Raw genomic sequence first — 16,973 nt, 5'->3', positions numbered from 1 at the left:
GCGGGCGGAAAGGTAGGAAAAACCACTTAAAACGTAGGCAGTTTGCGTTTTGCCTTCAGCTCTTCGTACAGGTGCTGGATCAATCCGTCGGCCAGGCCAATCTTAGGCACATAGATCTCCGAAATATTGGCCCACCGCATCACATTGATGTAAACCTGCAAGGCAGGTACAATGACATCCGCCCGGTCTTCACGTAGTTTATAGAGGCGCATCCTGTCTTCCAGGGTAAAGCTGCTGAACTCTTTGTAATAGTCTTTCAGCAATTCCAGTTGCAGGGGTTTGCCTTCCTTTCTTTTGGAGATAGAGAAGATCTTGTTGATGTTGCCGCCCGAACCAATGCCCACGATATCGTTGAAGTGACCGCGGGTTTCCCGTTTCAATACTTCTTTCATCTCTTCCCAATGCCAGTCCTCCACCTGTTTTTTCAGCAGGCGGATGGTGCCGATATTGAAAGAGCGTTTAAAGACCAGTTTATTGTCGGCAAAAAAGGTCAGTTCGGTACTGCCACCGCCTACATCGATGTAGAGGTAAGAGTGGTCGCGGTCCATATTTTCGGCGATATGATTCTCGTAGATGAGGGAGGCTTCGGCATCGCCGGTGATGATCTCGATCTCGATACCGGTTTCGTGTTTGATGCGCTGCAGGATAGCCGATGCATTCGTCGCATCCCGCATGGCTGAGGTGGCGGCGGCTTTGAGGTGTTGCACCTCATAGGCATCGAGCAGGTGACGATACGCCTTCAGGGTATTCAGGATCATCGCTTCCTTGGCAGGGGAGATGATGGCCTCTTGCTCGAAAACATCAAAACCTAAACGCAAGGGTACACGGATCAGGTTGATCTTCTGGAACACCGGTTTGCCGTTGTCCTGAATGACTACATCCGAGATCAGCAATCTTGCCGCGTTACTTCCAATATCAATGGCCGCCAGTCTCATGGGTTAATTTAGCGTGAAACAACAACCTGCCTCATTGTATAACCTCCGCTTGCTGTACGGGTGATGAGAGGCTATCCAGTACAGCGCTGGTCTTCTGATGCAGGTAATTATAGATCTCCACCTGCGAGCGAACCTTCTTGGTTTTTCGGTCCCTCACATACCGGTTGCTGAGATCATTGTCCAAAATTCTGGCTTTTACATTATCACTCAACTGAATTTCCAGTATATTTTTCAACACTTTTTTAATATTCTCATCCATAATGGGACAAGTAGCCTCTACCCGGTGGTCCAGGTTACGTACCATCCAGTCGGCGGAAGAGATATATACTTTTTCATTACCATTGTTGTGGAAGATGAATACACGCGCATGTTCGAGGTACTCATCGATGATGCTGACCGCTTTCACCGGTACCTTGAACTTCTTGCTTTCACTGTACATACAGAAGATACCACGAATGATGAGTTTGATCTCTACACCAGCCCGGGCAGCTTCGTACAAGCGGGTGATCAGTTCTTCGTCCGACAGGGAGTTTACCTTGAGCGTAATGGCAGCACCCAAACCAGCACGCGCATGGCGGATCTCGCGACTGATGAGTTTGTTCAACTCGCGGCGCAGGCCCGTGGGGCAGGGGATCAATGTTTTGCAAGCCTTCAGGAACTTGGCGCCTTCCTTGGGTTTCTCCAGGTAGTTGAAGATCCTGTTGACATCCGCCATGATGAAGCGGTCGGCCGTCAGCAGACAGTGATCGCCGTATACTGTAGAAGTCTTTTCATTGAGGTTGCCGGTGCTCACGAAACCATAATGAATGGTATGGTTGTTCTGCCGTTTCTTGATCAGGCAGATCTTTGCATGCACTTTCATGTTGGGAATACCGATCACCACCTTCACGCCTTCTTCTTCCAGTCTTTCCTTCCACTCCAGGTTGTTTTCTTCGTCGAACCGTGCCCGCAATTCCAGCATCACCGTCACCTGTTTGCCGTTGCGCACGGCATTGATGAGGGCGTTGATGACTTTTGAATTGGAGGCCAGCCGGTAAGCGGTGATCTTGATGGCCGTTACATCCGGGTCGATGGCTGCCTCGCGCAGCAGGTCGATCACCGGGCTAAACGAATGATACGGGAAATTGAGCATGATATCCGTTTGCAATACCATATCCGTTACCCGCATCGTATTCTTGAGCAGGGGATGCTGGAAGGGCTTTTTCCGTTGTCCCTTGCGTTGAAACACGTCTGGAAAATCCATAAAGTGCCGGAAATTGTGGATGCGCCCGCCAGGGATCACACTTTCTTTCCGGGAGATATTGAGCTTGCGGATCAGGTAGGCCAGCAGGCCGTCGTCCATCTCCTTATCGTACACAAAGCGCACGGGTTTGCCCTTACGCCGGTTCTTGAGGCCTTTTTCAATCTTTTGGATGAGGGTGGTCGACAGGTCGGTGTCGAGGTCGAGCTCGGCATCCTTGGTCACTTTAAAGACCCAGGCCTGGTAGCGGTCGTACCCGAAAAAGGAAAAGATGCTCTTGAGGTTGTAGCGGATGACATCTTCCAGCAGGATGATATGGTGCTGGCCTTCGGGAGAGGGGAGTTTGATAAAACGGCCCACCGCCTTGGAGGGCACCTCGAGAATGGCATATTTACGGCGCAGGGAGCTATCCTTGCGGGACAGGACCACGCCGAGATAGATCGATTTCTCCCGCAGATAGGGGAATTGGGGAATACTTTCCACCATCAGGGGAATTATATTGTTACGTACCTCTTCTTCAAAAAAGGTCTGTACAAATTTCTGTTGGTCTTTATTGAGTTGTTTTTCATTGAGCAGGAAGATCTTCTCGCGGGCCATGTCTTTGCGGACGGTCTCGAAAATGGCGTTGAACTCGGCCTGTTGCTCCAGAACGATCTGCTGGATATTGTCGAGGATCTTGTCCGGTGCCTGTTCCAGGTGCATGTTACGCAGTTTGGGCCCTACATCGGCCATGCGTTTGAGGGTGGCTACCCGTACCCGGAAAAATTCATCCATATTGTTGGAAAAGATGCCGAGGAACTTGATCCGTTCCCGGAGGGGCACGCTGGGGTCGGCGGCTTCCTGCAACACCCTTGCATTGAAAGACAGCCAGCTGATATCTCTTGCGATGGTTTTCCTTTTCATTGCTAACATTTAGAAATCGCTTTCGCCAAAGATGGCGCAGCCAAAACGAACTTTAAATTAAGGAATTATTATTTATTATCTTGTTTTTCATGCAATTGTGGCGCCTGCGCCAATCCTATATTGGTTTTTATTAATAACAAAAAAGTGTTATATTTGTACAGCGCAACTACATTAACCAAAACGATTGGCCCCCCCACACAAACACTTGGAGCAGATTATGCAAAAAGATATAAAACAGTTGGATGAGCGCATGACTCGTGAGTTCGCAACGCTCCGGGCCTATATAGATCAACGGTTTGCAGCGGCAGACGCGAAATTTGCCACCAAAGAAGACCTGGCCAGGGAGTTGGGCGGCGTGCGTTCCGAGCTTTCCCGTACCATCTATGTAACTTCCCTGGCGCAGTTGATCGCCATCATCGCTTCTGTGATCTCTTTAGTAATGATTCTCAAGAAATAAAGTCATATTCAGGCCATTATTATTCCACCAGTTTTCCCGAAATTCACAGTGTGGACAATCTTTGTTCGAAAATCCCCAACATTCTTTTCAATTATTCATTAGCAATCGCTACCTTTGCCGTCCTAAATTTTTGAAGTCATGGCAAGAGTATGTCAGGTAACAGGTAAAGTTCCAGTGTCTGGGCACCGCGTTTCCCACTCGAATATCAAATCAAAGCGCCGTTTTCTGCCCAACCTGCAGACTAAACGCTTCTTTCTCGCTGAAGAAGACAAGTGGATTACCCTGAAACTGTCTACTGAAGGTATCCGTACCATCAACAAGAGAGGTTTGAACGTGGTGGTGAAGGAGCTGAGAGCCCAAGGCGAGAAAATCTAACTTAAAGTAAAGTAAAAAGTCTATAACAATGGCAAAGAAAGGAAGCAGAGTACAGGTGATCCTGGAATGCACTGAGCACAAAACCAGTGGTCAACCCGGTACCAGCCGCTATATCACTACCAAGAACAAGAAAAACAACCCTGAGCGCCTGGAGTTGAAGAAATTCAACCCCATCCTGAAAAAGGTGACTGTGCACAAGGAAATCAAGTAATTGGTAGGATGAAAATGTGCTAATTTGAAAATGAATTAGTACAGATGTTGGTACAGAGCATGACGAATGCTCAATTTTCAAATTCGCTAATTTTCAAATTAAGTATATATGGCAAAAGCAGCTTCTAAAAACTCGAAGGTTAAGGATGCGAAGGCTTCAGCAGAAGCGAAGAACTGGACCAAAGTGATCCGTGCGGTTCGCAGCCCCAAAACTGGTGCCTACACTTTCAAGGAGCAGATCGTGCACAAAGAGAAAGTGAAGGATTTCCTGGCTCAAAAATAATGGGTGAGTAAGTATAATATTTAAAAGCTGTTCTTTCATAGGAACAGCTTTTTGTGTTCATTAAACCTTTCAGCAGTATGGGCCTGTTCAATAAATTATTCGGTAAAAAAGAGAAAGAAACACTCGACCAGGGGTTGGAGAAAACGAAGACCGGCTTCCTGTCAAAGCTGACCAAAGCCATTGCTGGTAAAAGTACGGTCGACGACGAAGTATTGGATAACCTCGAAGAAGCCCTGGTCAGTGCCGACGTGGGTATCGAAACCACCGTGCAGATCATCGAACGCATTGAAAAACGCGTATCGAAAGACAAGTACCTCAATACTGCTGAACTCAATGGCATCCTGCAACAGGAGATCGAAAGCCTGCTGGTAGATGCCCCCGAGGCGTCCGCTTATTCATTCGACTCGACACTGCCCGCCAAACCCTTCGTCATCCTCGTAGTGGGCGTGAATGGGGTGGGTAAAACCACCACCATCGGTAAACTGGCCTACAACTTCAAGAAAGCCGGTAAATCCGTATTGCTCGGTGCTGCCGATACTTTCCGGGCCGCCGCCGTCGACCAACTGACCATCTGGAGCGATCGGGTAGGAGTACCCATCGTGAAGCAGGGCATGGGCGCCGACCCCGCCTCCGTCGCTTTCGATACTGTTCAGAGTGGCGTGTCAAAAGGCGCCGACGTAGTGATCATTGATACCGCCGGCCGCCTGCACAACAAAGCCCACCTCATGGATGAGCTGAGCAAGATCAAACGGGTTATTCAAAAACATATTCCCGAAGCACCACATGAAGTATTGCTGGTACTGGATGGCTCAACCGGGCAGAACGCCCTGGAACAGGCCCGCCAGTTTACCGCTGCCACCGATGTATCGGCCCTGGCCATTACCAAGCTCGACGGTACCGCCAAGGGCGGCGTCGTATTGGCGATTGCCAACCAGTTCAAGATCCCCGTCAAGTTTATCGGAATGGGTGAAAAGATGGAAGACCTGCTCGTCTTCGACAAACACGAGTTCGTCGATAGCCTCTTCAACCTGGAGAAGAAAGACTAACCCGGATCAGCAAAAAAGCGCACAAATAATCACAATAAGAAAAGGGCGTGTTGGTGACAACACGCCCTTTCTCTATGCAGGCAAATTCTTTCTTCACGGATTAGAACGCAAAACGGAACGCAAAACCTCCCCAGAAGTGGAAGTCGGTATTAGGAGCGAGCTGGAAAGTGGGGTTCACATCAAAAGCTACGCTGATAGGAGCGCCGGTGAATTTGTAATCCAGACCGAGCGTACCGCGCAGGGCAAACCAGGTATCCAGGTAATCTTTGGTAGGGAACAATACCATACCACCACCACCTACATACCATTTCAGACCTGCCGCACCAGCGATGTCACCATGCCAGTCGTACAGACCTTCAATACCAACATAGCCATTCTCAAACAACAGCGAGCCTTCCAGCGCACCATTGTTGTTCAGGAAATGTTTGATGTTAACGCCACCCAGGGTACCGTTACCAAAATAAACTTTGGCGCCCAGGGCTGTTTTGTACGTGCTGCCGGTTGATTGGGAATAGGCTGTTTGCCCGATGGTCAGCAAACAGATCATAGCTACTGCAACAATGGTTACTTTTTTCATGTCTAGTTTATTTAGTGCTCGTAATTATAAATATTGTGCCAAATGGGCCGCAAGATACCTAAATCTCAAAAATACTGGTCATAAATACCTGCAAACCATGAGATAATAACCGCGGCGGGCCCCAATGGACAGTAGTGCGAATAGCCCATTCCCGCCCTGGGAAGCGTTGGTAAAATCCCTTATACCGATCAACTTAATTGGTACTTTTGGGGGAAGCGGCGTACCTTTGCCGGCTGTTTAAATATTATGAAAACGAGGTCATTAAAAAAGGATAAGGTCAATATCATTACGCTGGGCTGTAGCAAGAACATGGTGGATAGCGAAGTGCTGAGCGGTCAGCTCGCAGCCAATGATATCAACGTGGTGCACGAGAACAAGAAACTCGATCACAATATTGTGGTGGTCAATACCTGTGGTTTTATCGACAAAGCCAAGGAAGAGTCCATCAATACCATCCTCGATCAGGTAGACCTGAAGCGCAAAGGCAAGCTCGACAAAGTATATGTGACCGGTTGCCTCAGCGAGCGGTACAAAAACAACCTCGAGCAGGAAATCCCCGAAGTAGATGCCTATTTCGGCACGATGGAACTGCCCCTCATCCTGAAGCAATTTGAAGCAGACTATAAAGCAGAACTGATCGGCGAACGCCTGCTGGCCACGCCGAAACATTATGCCTACCTCAAGATCTCCGAAGGCTGTAACCGCACCTGTTCTTTCTGTGCCATTCCGCTGATGCGCGGCACCCACGTGAGCCGCCCCATCGAGTCGCTGGTAGAAGAAGCAGAACGCCTGGTGAAGATGGGCGTGAAAGAAGTGATGCTCATCGCCCAGGAACTGACCTACTACGGCCTCGACATCTATAAAAAACGCATGCTGGCAGAGCTGTTGCATAAACTGGCCGACGTAAAAGGCCTGGAATGGATCCGGCTGCACTATGCGTACCCTTCGAAGTTCCCCCTTGAAATACTGGATGTGATCCGCGAAAGGGACAACATCTGTAAATACCTCGACATGCCGCTGCAACATGCCAGCGATCCTATGTTGAAAGCCATGCGCCGCCAGATCACCAGGGCGGAAATGGGCGAACTGATCAGCACCATCCGCGAAAAAGTACCCGGCATCTGCCTGCGTACCACACTCATCACCGGCTTCCCCGGCGAAACGCAGCAGGATGTGGAAGATGTAAAGGATTTCCTGCGCGAACACCGCTTTGACCGGGTAGGTATCTTCACCTACTCGCATGAGGAGAACACTTCGGCTTACGGGTTCGAAGACAATATCCCCGCCGAAGAAAAAGAGGCCCGGGCACAGGAGATCATGGAAGTGCAGCAGGAGATCAGCCTGGAGAAGAACCAGGAGAAAATAGGACAGACATTCAAAGTATTGATCGATAAAAAGGAATCTGGTCGTTACCTGGGCCGTACCGAATTCGACAGTGTGGAAGTGGACAACGAAGTCATCGTCAACACCACCAAAAGGCTTACCCCCGGCGAATTCGTGTATGTAAAGATCACCAAGGCCTACGACTACGACCTGGAAGGAGAATTGGTAAACTAATAATGGGTATATTGATAGCGATCGGCAGATAGCTGCCGGTGCAGACGGCACAGGATGGTTGGAGGGAGACGACCACCGGAAACGTTTGCACCCTACCTAACGCAGCTGCAACCGAAAACGCAAAACGATCATTTACCAACTGTAAAAGAGGCGCCAGCAAGCATCTACCATCCAACCCTGCGAATTTTGTACTAAAACTGATTAAATACCGCCAAACAAATATATCAGTACAACCGTAGTTTTGATCAAAATTATAAGCCCATGCATTTTGAATGGAAAGGTGTCTTCCCTGCACTCACAACACAGTTTACACCCGATGATGAATTGGATCTCCCCTTATTTGAGAAAAACATCGAAGCCCAGATCGAAGCTGGTGTCGATGGCTTGATCCTTGGTGGCACACTGGGCGAAGCCAGTGTTATCACAATTGCTGAAAAAGAAGCATTGGTGAAGACCGCGCTCCAGAAAGCTGCCGGCCAGGTACCTGTGCTCCTCAATATTGCAGAAGGCTCAACAAGAGAAGCCATCAACCAGGCGACCCTCGCTGCCAAATGGGGAGCGCAAGGTTTGATGCTGCTGCCGCCGATGCGCTACAAGAGCGACCACCGCGAAACGGTAGAGTACTTCAAAACGATCGCGTCGAATACCGACCTCCCGATCATCCTCTATAACAATCCGGTCGATTATAAGATCGAGATCACCCTCGACATGTTCGAAGAGCTGACCGAATGCACCAATATCGGTGCCGTGAAAGAATCAACCCGCGACGTGAGTAACGTAACCCGGATGATCAACCGTTTCGGTAATCGCTACAAGATCATGTGTGGCGTAGACCCGCTTGCGATGGAAGAGCTCGTGATGGGCGCTGATGGCTGGGTGGCTGGTCTCGTCGACGCATTCCCCCGCGAAACAGTAGCGATCTACCGCCTGGTAAAGGCTGGTCAGCTGGAAGAAGCGGCTGCTATCTACCGTTGGTTCATGCCATTGCTCGACCTCGATATCGATGCCAAGCTGGTACAATACATCAAACTGGCATCGGTAGCTACCGGTATCGGTTCCGAGCACACCCGTGCCCCCCGTCTCCGCATCATCGGTGAAGAGCGTGCACGCGTACAGGCCATCATCGACGAAGGCATGCGCACACGCCCCGTATTACCCGACTACCTGAATCTTTCGGTGGTGAATAACTACCTGTAAGGGATATAACCGGGTGAGTCGTCCGGCAGGGAAGCTCACCCGGTTCTTTTTACCTTTGCCCCGCTGCTTTGTATATTGCTGCAACAATACTGTGACCCGGCCCTGTTGGAAGCCGGGCAAAGATGATTAGCCAATTCATGTAAAAAGAGTTTACTATGTATAAAGATGCAACCGTAGCCGAGATCAATGATGTAATGGAAAAGGCCTGGAAGGCATTCCACCAGTTTAGAAAATTGTCCCTGAAGCAACGTGCCGGCCTGATGCGCGCCATCGCCACCGGTCTGGAAAATGCTCCCGATGAGCTGATCCATACAGCCATGCGCGAAACCAACCTGCCCGAGGCACGCCTGCGCAATGAAAAAGGACGCACCGTATTTCAACTGACCAGTTATGCCGACGCCTGTGAGAAAGGAGAGTGGCTCGAGATCAGCATCGATACCGCCAACGCAGAACGTACCCCTCCCAAACCCGATATCCGTAAAATGCTCGTGCCCCTGGGCCCTGTAGTGGTCTTTGGCGCCAGCAATTTCCCGTTTGCCTACTCTACGGCCGGCGGCGACACCGCTACCGCACTCGCAGCAGGTTGCCCGGTGATCGTCAAGGCACACCCCGCCCATGCCGGCACCTCCGAGTTCGTTGCCGGTATCATCAACGAGGCTGTTAAAAAACTGAATCTTCCCGACGGAACCTTTACCCATGTACATGGCGCTGCTTTCGAAGTGGGTAAAGCACTCGTCACCCATCCTTATACAAAAGCCGTTGGCTTTACCGGTTCTTACCTGGGCGGCAAAGCCCTGTTCGACTGGGCCAACGAACGCAAAGAGCCCATCCCCGTATTTGCCGAAATGGGCAGCATCAACCCCGTTTGGTTAATGCCCGGCAAAATGGAGCAGTCGGCAGCAGACATTGCAAAAATGTATGCAGGTTCCATCACCCTCGGCGTCGGTCAGTTCTGTACCAACCCAGGTTTGCTGATCGGTATCGAAGGCGAAGCACTGCAAACCTTTATCAATACCCTGGGTGAAGAGATTAAAAAAATTGCCCCCGGCACCATGCTGCACCCCGGCATCGCCAAAGCCTATGGAGAGAACAAGGCGAAGGCCCTGTCACAACAGGAAGTAGCCACCGTAGCCGAGTCGGCCACGGCACCCGCTGCCAACCAGGGCGTACCAGCCATCGCTTCCGCTACCGGCCAGGCATTCCTCAACAATCCCGTATTGCACCAGGAAGTATTTGGTCCTTACTCGATCGTAATCCGTTGTGCCGACCTCGCCGAAATGTTGCAGGTAGCCGAAAAGATCGAAGGACAGCTGACCGCTACCATGATGGCGACCGAGCAGGATATCCTCGACAACGAAGCACTGGTAGATGCGGTGAAGAATATCTGCGGACGCTTTATCCTCAACAGTGTACCCACCGGCGTGGAAGTGGCGCTCAGTATGCAACACGGCGGACCTTTCCCCGCCACCACCGACAGCCGCTTTACCTCGGTAGGCGCCGATGGCATCAAACGTTTTGCCCGCCCCGTGTCCTTCCAGGGTTGGCCCGATAGCCTGCTGCCCGAAGAGCTGAAGAGCAGCAACCCGCTGGGCATCTGGAGAACCGTGAACAATGAAATGACGAAAAACGCACTATAAGAAGCTATGTGCTGTTCCGGCTCGCCCTCCGGGGCCGGAACGCATCTATACTATCCAACCTTTCATCATGACGAACAACCCCATTACCAAGCATACCGTTACCCTGGCCAAACCACTCACAGGACATGTTTTCCATTGTGTGGATGCCCATACCTGCGGCAATCCCGTCCGTCTCGTAGCCGACGGAGGTCCCGCCCTCACCGGCAGCAACATGAGCGAAAAGCGCCAGCACTTCCTGAAAGAATATGATTGGATCCGCAAAGGCCTCATGTTCGAGCCCCGGGGGCACGACATGATGAGCGGCAGTATCCTGTATCCCCCACACGATCCGAAAAATGATGTGGCGGTACTGTTCATCGAAACCAGCGGCTGCTTACCCATGTGTGGTCATGGCACGATCGGGACCATCACCATCGCGGTAGAAGAAGGATTGATCAAACCAAAAACACCCGGCGTGATCCTGATGGAAGCACCTGCGGGCCTGGTAAGGATCACCTATACGCAGGAGGGAGAAAAGGTTAAAAGTGTTAAATTGACAAATATTCCGGCGTATCTTGCCGCTACCGAACTGACGGTGGAATGTCCCGAACTGGGCGAGTTGGTGATCGACGTATCGTATGGTGGTAATTTCTACGCGATTGTCGATGTGCAGAAGAACTTCAAGGGACTGGAGCATTACCCGGCCGATAAGCTGATCGCTTGGGCACGCGAGATGCGCAAACGGATCAACGAAAAGTACGAGTTTGTGCACCCCGAAGATCCCACGATCAATGGCTGCTCGCACGTATTGTGGACCGGTGCGGTCTTGGACAAAACCTCCACAGCCCGCAACGCCGTTTTCTACGGCGACAAAGCGATCGACCGTTCTCCCTGTGGTACCGGTACCTCGGCCCGTATGGCCCAGTGGTATACCAAGGGACTGTTGAAAAAAGGCGATGAATTTATACACGAGAGTATTATAGGCTCTAAATTTATTGGCCGCATAGAAGAAGAAATACCCAATGCGTTTGGTACGGGTAAGCCGGCCATCAGGCCCAGCATCGAAGGTTGGGCCAGGATCCACGGATACAACAGTATTTCCATCGATCCGCAGGATGATCCGTACGCACACGGCTTCCAGGTTTTGTAGGCGGCTCCAGCGGCCGGGAATGGTGTACGTGTTTGACTTCTTCTTTGCTGACTTTGATTATCTTACCGTTTCAAAAACATAAACCAGCTATATGAAATCAACACGATTGATTACGCATTCCCTGTTTAGTCTGAGTATGGCCGCTGCAATAGTAAGCTGCAACGATGGTGGCACTACTGCTGAACCAAAATCTGATTCTTCAACAACCGCAACAGCCGCAAAAATGAGTTTGACGCAAGTACCTTTTGGAACAACCGATGGCAAAGAGGTGATCGAGTACACCCTGACCAATGGCAACGGGGTAAGTGTAAAGATCCTGAACTATGGTGGTACCATCACCCACCTGATGGCGCCCGACAAAAGCGGCACCTTCGGAGATGTCGTATTGGGCTATGATTCCCTGAGTGGCTATCAGCAAGCTGGTAATCCTTATTTCGGTTCTTTGATCGGCCGTTATGGCAACCGCATCGCCAATGGTAAGTTTACCCTCGATGGCAAAACCTACACCCTGGCGCTGAACAACAATGGCAACACCCTGCACGGTGGCAACAAAGGGTTCGACAAAGTGGTATGGACCGGCAATCCGTTAAGCGATAGCAGCCTGCAACTCACTTACCACAGCGTGGATGGTGAAGAAGGTTATCCCGGCAACCTGCATACAGAAGTAGTGTACACACTGACCGGTAACAACGAGCTGAAGATCGAGTACAAAGCCTCGACCGACAAGGCTACACCGATCAACCTCACCAACCATGCTTATTTCAACCTCAGCGCTGGTGCAGACTCTACCGTGCTCGACCACGAGCTGCAGCTGAAAGCGGATAAGTATACAGCCGTGAATGCAAAGCTGATCCCCACGGGTCAACTGCCCGATGTAAAAGGCACACCATTCGACTTCAATACCGCCAAGAAGATCGGTAACGATATCGGCAAAGTAGAAGGCGGATTCGACCACAACTGGGTGCTGACCAAAGGTGCCGGCCTGGAGCAGATCGGTGCATTGTACCATCCTGCCAGCGGTCGTTACATGGAAGTATTCACCACCGAACCAGGGGTGCAGTTCTATAGCGGCAACTTCCTGGACGGTACATTGACCAATACCAAGGGTGGCAAGAAGTATGTAAAACATGCTGGTCTTTGCCTGGAAACACAACATTTCCCCGATTCACCCAATCAGCCTTCTTTCCCCAGCACGATCTTAAAGCCGGGCGAAACCTATACACAAACAACAGTCTATAAGTTCTCAACCAAGTAAACCGGAAAGCCGTCCGGTTGGGCTGTAAAAAGCTTGCCGGGCGGCTTTTCTATTTCATCAAATCAAAGGGATCCCTGTATTAACTATGAGCAAGCAAGTAACAATTATTGGTGGTGGTATCATCGGATTGAGCAGTGCCTATTATCTGCAGCAGGCAGGCCACCAGGTGACCGTCATTGAAAGAGGAGACATTACAGATGGTACATCTTTCGGTAATGCAGGTTATGTGTCACCCAGCCATTTTGTTCCCCTCGCTACGCCCGGCATCGTTGCCCAGGGCATGCGCTGGATGTTACGCTCGGATAGTCCCTTTTACATCAAACCCCGCCTCAACTGGGACCTGATCCGCTGGTGCCTCGCTTTCTACAAAAAAGCGAATGCAGCCAACGTGGAGCATGGAGCCCCCCACCTCAACAACATCCTGCACCTGAGCCGCGAGCTCACCATCGAGATGAAGCATGCACTCGGCGACAACTTCGACATGCAGGAGATCGGTTGCCTGATGTTGTACAAGAATGCTTCGACAGAAAAACATGAGATCGAGCTGGCCGAAGAAGCCGCCCATTTCAAAGTAGATACCAAAATACTGACCGCCCAGGAAGTACAGGCCATGGAGCCCGACGTAGAATTGAATGTGCGGGGTGGCGTATTGTACCCACAGGATTGCCATATGCATCCCGGCAAGTTCATGAAGAGCCTGAAGAGCCATCTGCAAGCCGCCGGGGTCAACCTGCAACTGAATACCACCGTTACCGGGTTTGAAACCAAGGCGGGCAAAGTGACCGCTGTATTGACCGATAAAGGCAAGTTCACGAGCGAAGAGCTGGTGATCGCCAATGGTTCCTGGATGCCGGAACTCACCAAAATGCTTGGCGTCGACCTGCTCCTGCAGGCCGGTAAAGGATATAGCATCACCTACGAAAAAGTAGCACGCAACCTGCGTTATCCGTCGATCCTGGTAGACGACCGCGTGGCCATGACACCCATGGGCGCCGACCTCCGTATGGGTGGTACCATGGAGATCAGCGGACTGCAATCACCCACCCTCGAAAAAAGAGCACACGCTATTTATAAAGCGGTTAAAACCTATTATCCCAACCTGCCGGTCGAGTTTCCCAAGCCGGAAAAGATCTGGAGTGGCTTACGTCCGCTGAGCCCCGATGGCCTGCCGTATATCGGCCGTCACAGCAAGTTTGCCAACCTGAGCCTGGCTGGTGGCCATGCCATGCTGGGGGTAGCCCTGGGTGCCGGCACCGGTAAACTTGTCCAGGAGATCGTGCAGGGCAGCAAACCCACCATCGATACTTCCGCGTTTAGTGTTGAACGCTTCAAATAAGGAACACAGCTTTAACATTCCTTTGCGCACAGCTTGTACACCCAGGTGAACAGGCTGGTAGTCACCGGAAATAGCACTGTACGTAGTGTTTACAACGATTTGACAAAGGACTGCCTGTCGTGGCCCGGTGCATTACCTGGCCGTGACAGGCAGAACCTTTTGGTGTCGACTTTGTTAAAAATGGCCGGCGGTTAGAATTGCCGCCCGCAATTTGTACTTTTACGATCGTTTAAGCGCTTATGAATTGTAATACTACACAGTTACCTTACGTTGCTACTGGTTATTTCTCGAAGATAGTCACCGATTACCTGCAGCAATCGCCGTCTATACGTCCGTTTTATCAACACGAACCTACCTTGCAAGGGGTACAGGAGGCAATACGGCAACGGCAGCAATTGCCACAGCACCGCGAAGCGCTGGTGACCGCGCTTAAACAGCAGTACGCCGGTTTAGCTACCCACGAGGCGGTGAACAGGAATATCAACCTGCTGGCCAACAGCAATACGTTTACCATCACCACGGCCCATCAACCGGCCATCTTCACCGGCCACCTGTACTTTGTCTATAAAACATTACATGCGGTAAGGCTGGCGCAACAATTGAAACAGGAGCTGCCTCAATACGATTTTGTACCGGTATTCTGGATCGGCAGTGAAGATGCCGATCTCGATGAGCTGGGTAATATCTGGCTGAGTGGCGATAAGCTGGTGTGGAATACACAACAGACCGGCGCCGTAGGACGGATGAACACCAAAGGCCTGGAACCTATCCTGCACCGGATAGAAGGAGAGTTGTCGGTATTGCCACATGGAAAAGAGCTGGTAGCCTTACTGAAAGATTGCTATACAAACAGCCCCGATATTCAAACGGCGACGTTCAAATTACTCAATGCCCTCTTTGGCGAATATGGGTTGGTGGTGCTGTTGCCCGACAATGCCGAGCTAAAGCGCATCATGCTGCCCGTTTTTGAAGATGATCTCTTCCACCAGACAGCCTCTGGTATTGTGGAGCAAACGATCAAAGGACTTAGCGAACAATATAAAGTACAGGCCAACCCGAGGGCCATCAACCTGTTTTACCTGGAGGGTGGTATTCGCGAGCGCATCGAGAAACAAGGTGACGAATGGGTTGTAGTGGGACAGGATATTCGCTTTACGGCCGAGACACTGAAAAAAGAACTACACGATCATCCCGAGCGCTTTAGTCCCAACGTGATCTTACGGGGTATATACCAGGAAACCCTGCTGCCCAACATCGCCTTTATTGGCGGTGGGGGAGAAACGGCCTACTGGCTCGAGTTGAAAGACCTGCTCCATCACTATAAAGTTTCTTTCCCGGTACTGGTGATCAGAAATTCATTCCTCCTCATCGAGGAGAAATGGGAAGAGAAGATCCAGAAGATGAACTTCTCCATCGCCGATTTCTTCCAGACCGAGCAGCAATTGCTGACGCAGCTGGTCACCCGGCAATCCAATGGTCACCTAAAACTGGAACAGGAACTGCAGGCCGCCGAGGAGCTGTACAAACGCCTGCGGGAGAAGGCGGGCCATGTCGATGAAACACTCGTACCGCATATCGAAGCATTGGAAGTGAAAACCCTGAAGCCCTTGCAGGAACTGGAGAAAAAGATGTTGCGGGCAGAAAAGAAAAAATATGAGCAGGAGCAAATCCAGATCAACGCGATCAAGACGGCCCTGTTCCCTACAGGCGGATTACAGGAGCGGGTCGAAAACTTTATGCCTTACTACGCACAATATGGGAAGGATTTCATCCGCTGTATATTGAATGCTTCCCTGGCCCTGGAACAGGAGTTTGTGATCATACACCAACAATAAAAAGAGCGGATCATCCGCGATGGTATATAAAGAAAATCCCGCACTCGTAAGAGGCGGGATTTTCTTTATACAGCACCTATGCTTGTTATTTGATCCTTACTTTAAAGAGACAGCAAACGCCATCGTTGTTGTCGGCAGCCAGTTGCAGCTTTACCCGGTTATTCTTCTCCGATTGCAGGCACACGGAATCGACCTTGTAGCCCTTCATCGATTTCTCCGCACTGCCCAGTGGAATCAGCTCGTTTACCTTCATGTCTTTGCGGCCGATCTTACGGGAGGCGTTCTCGATGATGCCGAGATAGCTGTCGCCCGGTACACCAATACCATTGTCGGGTGTAGAGGCCGTAAAGATCAACCAATCATTGACCAGGGAATAAGTAAGCCCGGTAATGCCGGCTTGTTTTATTTTCTCATCCTTGCCGGGGAACTTGATAGGCAGCACCTGCAGTTCGGCATCTGCCTGGTTTTTCCAGAACAGGCTGCGGGTTATGATGAGGTGATTATCGGGCCGTTCGGCGCTACCGCGGTTGGCGAGAATGATATGTCCTTCATCCAGGGTAGCGGCAGAGCCGATATTGAGATCGGTAATACCGGCAGCCCGAACACGATCGTAAAACACGGTCATGTCAAACTCGTCTTTCTGGTAGCTGTCCAGGTCAAAAAGGATGGCTTTGTTGTGGTAGTGGGAGCGGGTACCCGATCCAAGGATCAGCATACGGGGAATGCTGTTGACGACAACCACTGTAGTAGCTTCGAGATCAGATTCGATGGATTCGGTCAACGGGATTCCGGAGAGATCGACCAGGGAAATATGTTCCAGGTCTTTCCAGCGCTTGTTCATGAGCAACACCTCTTTGGCGTCACGGCCTACCACCCATACCTTGTCATCATGAAACTCGATACCAGATCCGGAAGGAAATGTCGAAAGGATCTTAAAATCTGTTAGCGTCAACTTCATATAATGTATTTATACTACCTGCCTGGGCAAGATTTACGGTGTC

The 16,973-nt window shown here is 50.7% G+C and carries 16 protein-coding genes; 12 read left to right on the top strand and 4 right to left on the bottom strand.

Going from position 1 to position 16,973, the window contains the following annotated elements; genetic code table 11:
* Window positions 1-26: 26 nt before the first annotated feature.
* Entirely contained in the window at window positions 27-935 is a 909-nt protein-coding gene (locus P2W70_RS32145) for a Ppx/GppA phosphatase family protein (protein ID WP_276485715.1), read from the bottom strand.
* Window positions 936-966: 31 nt separating this feature from the next.
* Window positions 967-3,078: a polyphosphate kinase 1 gene (ppk1, locus tag P2W70_RS32140; protein WP_276485714.1), complete on the bottom strand. Its 2,112-nt coding sequence runs from the start codon at window positions 3,076-3,078 to the stop codon at window positions 967-969.
* A gap of 217 nt (window positions 3,079-3,295) precedes the next feature.
* Here ppk1 and P2W70_RS32135 point away from each other — a divergent pair, with 217 nt between their 5' ends.
* The 5 genes from P2W70_RS32135 (at window position 3,296) to ftsY (ending at window position 5,449) form a co-directional block, all read left to right on the top strand.
* A complete protein-coding gene (locus P2W70_RS32135) occupies window positions 3,296-3,535 on the top strand; it encodes a hypothetical protein (RefSeq protein WP_276485713.1) in 240 nt (79 codons plus the stop codon).
* 138 nt (window positions 3,536-3,673) lie between these two features.
* Window positions 3,674-3,910: a 50S ribosomal protein L28 gene (rpmB, locus tag P2W70_RS32130; protein WP_276485712.1), complete on the top strand. Its 237-nt coding sequence runs from the start codon at window positions 3,674-3,676 to the stop codon at window positions 3,908-3,910.
* A 28-nt stretch (window positions 3,911-3,938) separates the two neighbouring features.
* On the top strand, window positions 3,939-4,121 hold the full coding sequence (gene rpmG / locus P2W70_RS32125) for a 50S ribosomal protein L33 (protein ID WP_119050615.1): 183 nt from the start codon (window positions 3,939-3,941) through the stop codon (window positions 4,119-4,121).
* 108 nt (window positions 4,122-4,229) lie between these two features.
* The gene (locus tag P2W70_RS32120; protein WP_276485711.1) at window positions 4,230-4,403 is read left to right on the top strand and encodes a DUF4295 domain-containing protein; all 174 of its coding nucleotides are present in this window, start codon (window positions 4,230-4,232) and stop codon (window positions 4,401-4,403) included.
* 77 nt (window positions 4,404-4,480) lie between these two features.
* Window positions 4,481-5,449, top strand: coding sequence for a signal recognition particle-docking protein FtsY (gene ftsY / locus P2W70_RS32115; protein ID WP_276485710.1), 969 nt, complete (start codon window positions 4,481-4,483; stop codon window positions 5,447-5,449).
* 100 nt (window positions 5,450-5,549) lie between these two features.
* Here ftsY and P2W70_RS32110 read toward each other — a convergent pair whose 3' ends face one another.
* Window positions 5,550-6,026: a hypothetical protein gene (locus P2W70_RS32110; RefSeq protein WP_276485709.1), complete on the bottom strand. Its 477-nt coding sequence runs from the start codon at window positions 6,024-6,026 to the stop codon at window positions 5,550-5,552.
* 246 nt (window positions 6,027-6,272) lie between these two features.
* Here P2W70_RS32110 and rimO point away from each other — a divergent pair, with 246 nt between their 5' ends.
* The 7 genes from rimO (at window position 6,273) to bshC (ending at window position 15,972) form a co-directional block, all read left to right on the top strand.
* Window positions 6,273-7,583: a 30S ribosomal protein S12 methylthiotransferase RimO gene (rimO, locus tag P2W70_RS32105; protein WP_276485708.1), complete on the top strand. Its 1,311-nt coding sequence runs from the start codon at window positions 6,273-6,275 to the stop codon at window positions 7,581-7,583.
* A gap of 261 nt (window positions 7,584-7,844) precedes the next feature.
* On the top strand, window positions 7,845-8,780 hold the full coding sequence (locus tag P2W70_RS32100) for a dihydrodipicolinate synthase family protein (RefSeq protein ID WP_276485707.1): 936 nt from the start codon (window positions 7,845-7,847) through the stop codon (window positions 8,778-8,780).
* A 155-nt stretch (window positions 8,781-8,935) separates the two neighbouring features.
* Window positions 8,936-10,417 carry an aldehyde dehydrogenase (NADP(+)) gene (locus P2W70_RS32095; RefSeq protein WP_276485706.1) on the top strand — a complete coding sequence of 494 codons (1,482 nt, stop codon included), beginning with the start codon at window positions 8,936-8,938 and terminating at the stop codon, window positions 10,415-10,417.
* 67 nt (window positions 10,418-10,484) lie between these two features.
* Window positions 10,485-11,546 (top strand): 4-hydroxyproline epimerase, encoded by a 1,062-nt coding sequence (locus P2W70_RS32090; RefSeq protein WP_276485705.1) that lies wholly within the window; start codon window positions 10,485-10,487, stop codon window positions 11,544-11,546.
* Window positions 11,547-11,769: 223 nt separating this feature from the next.
* Complete coding sequence (locus tag P2W70_RS32085) at window positions 11,770-12,801, top strand: aldose epimerase family protein (RefSeq protein WP_276485704.1); 1,032 nt, start codon at window positions 11,770-11,772, stop codon at window positions 12,799-12,801.
* 85 nt (window positions 12,802-12,886) lie between these two features.
* Window positions 12,887-14,137 carry an NAD(P)/FAD-dependent oxidoreductase gene (locus P2W70_RS32080; protein ID WP_276485703.1) on the top strand — a complete coding sequence of 417 codons (1,251 nt, stop codon included), beginning with the start codon at window positions 12,887-12,889 and terminating at the stop codon, window positions 14,135-14,137.
* Window positions 14,138-14,376: 239 nt separating this feature from the next.
* Window positions 14,377-15,972: a bacillithiol biosynthesis cysteine-adding enzyme BshC gene (bshC, locus tag P2W70_RS32075; protein ID WP_276485702.1), complete on the top strand. Its 1,596-nt coding sequence runs from the start codon at window positions 14,377-14,379 to the stop codon at window positions 15,970-15,972.
* Between the two features lie 85 nt (window positions 15,973-16,057).
* On the opposite strand, the gene P2W70_RS32070 is transcribed toward bshC, so the two are convergent.
* Window positions 16,058-16,930, bottom strand: coding sequence for a DUF6929 family protein (locus P2W70_RS32070; RefSeq protein WP_276485701.1), 873 nt, complete (start codon window positions 16,928-16,930; stop codon window positions 16,058-16,060).
* Window positions 16,931-16,973 lie beyond the last annotated feature (43 nt).

The sequence above is a fragment of the Paraflavitalea pollutisoli genome (assembly GCF_029360705.1).
GTDB classification, from domain to species: domain Bacteria; phylum Bacteroidota; class Bacteroidia; order Chitinophagales; family Chitinophagaceae; genus Paraflavitalea; species Paraflavitalea pollutisoli.
This window is presented reverse-complemented; position numbering and strand designations above follow the sequence as displayed.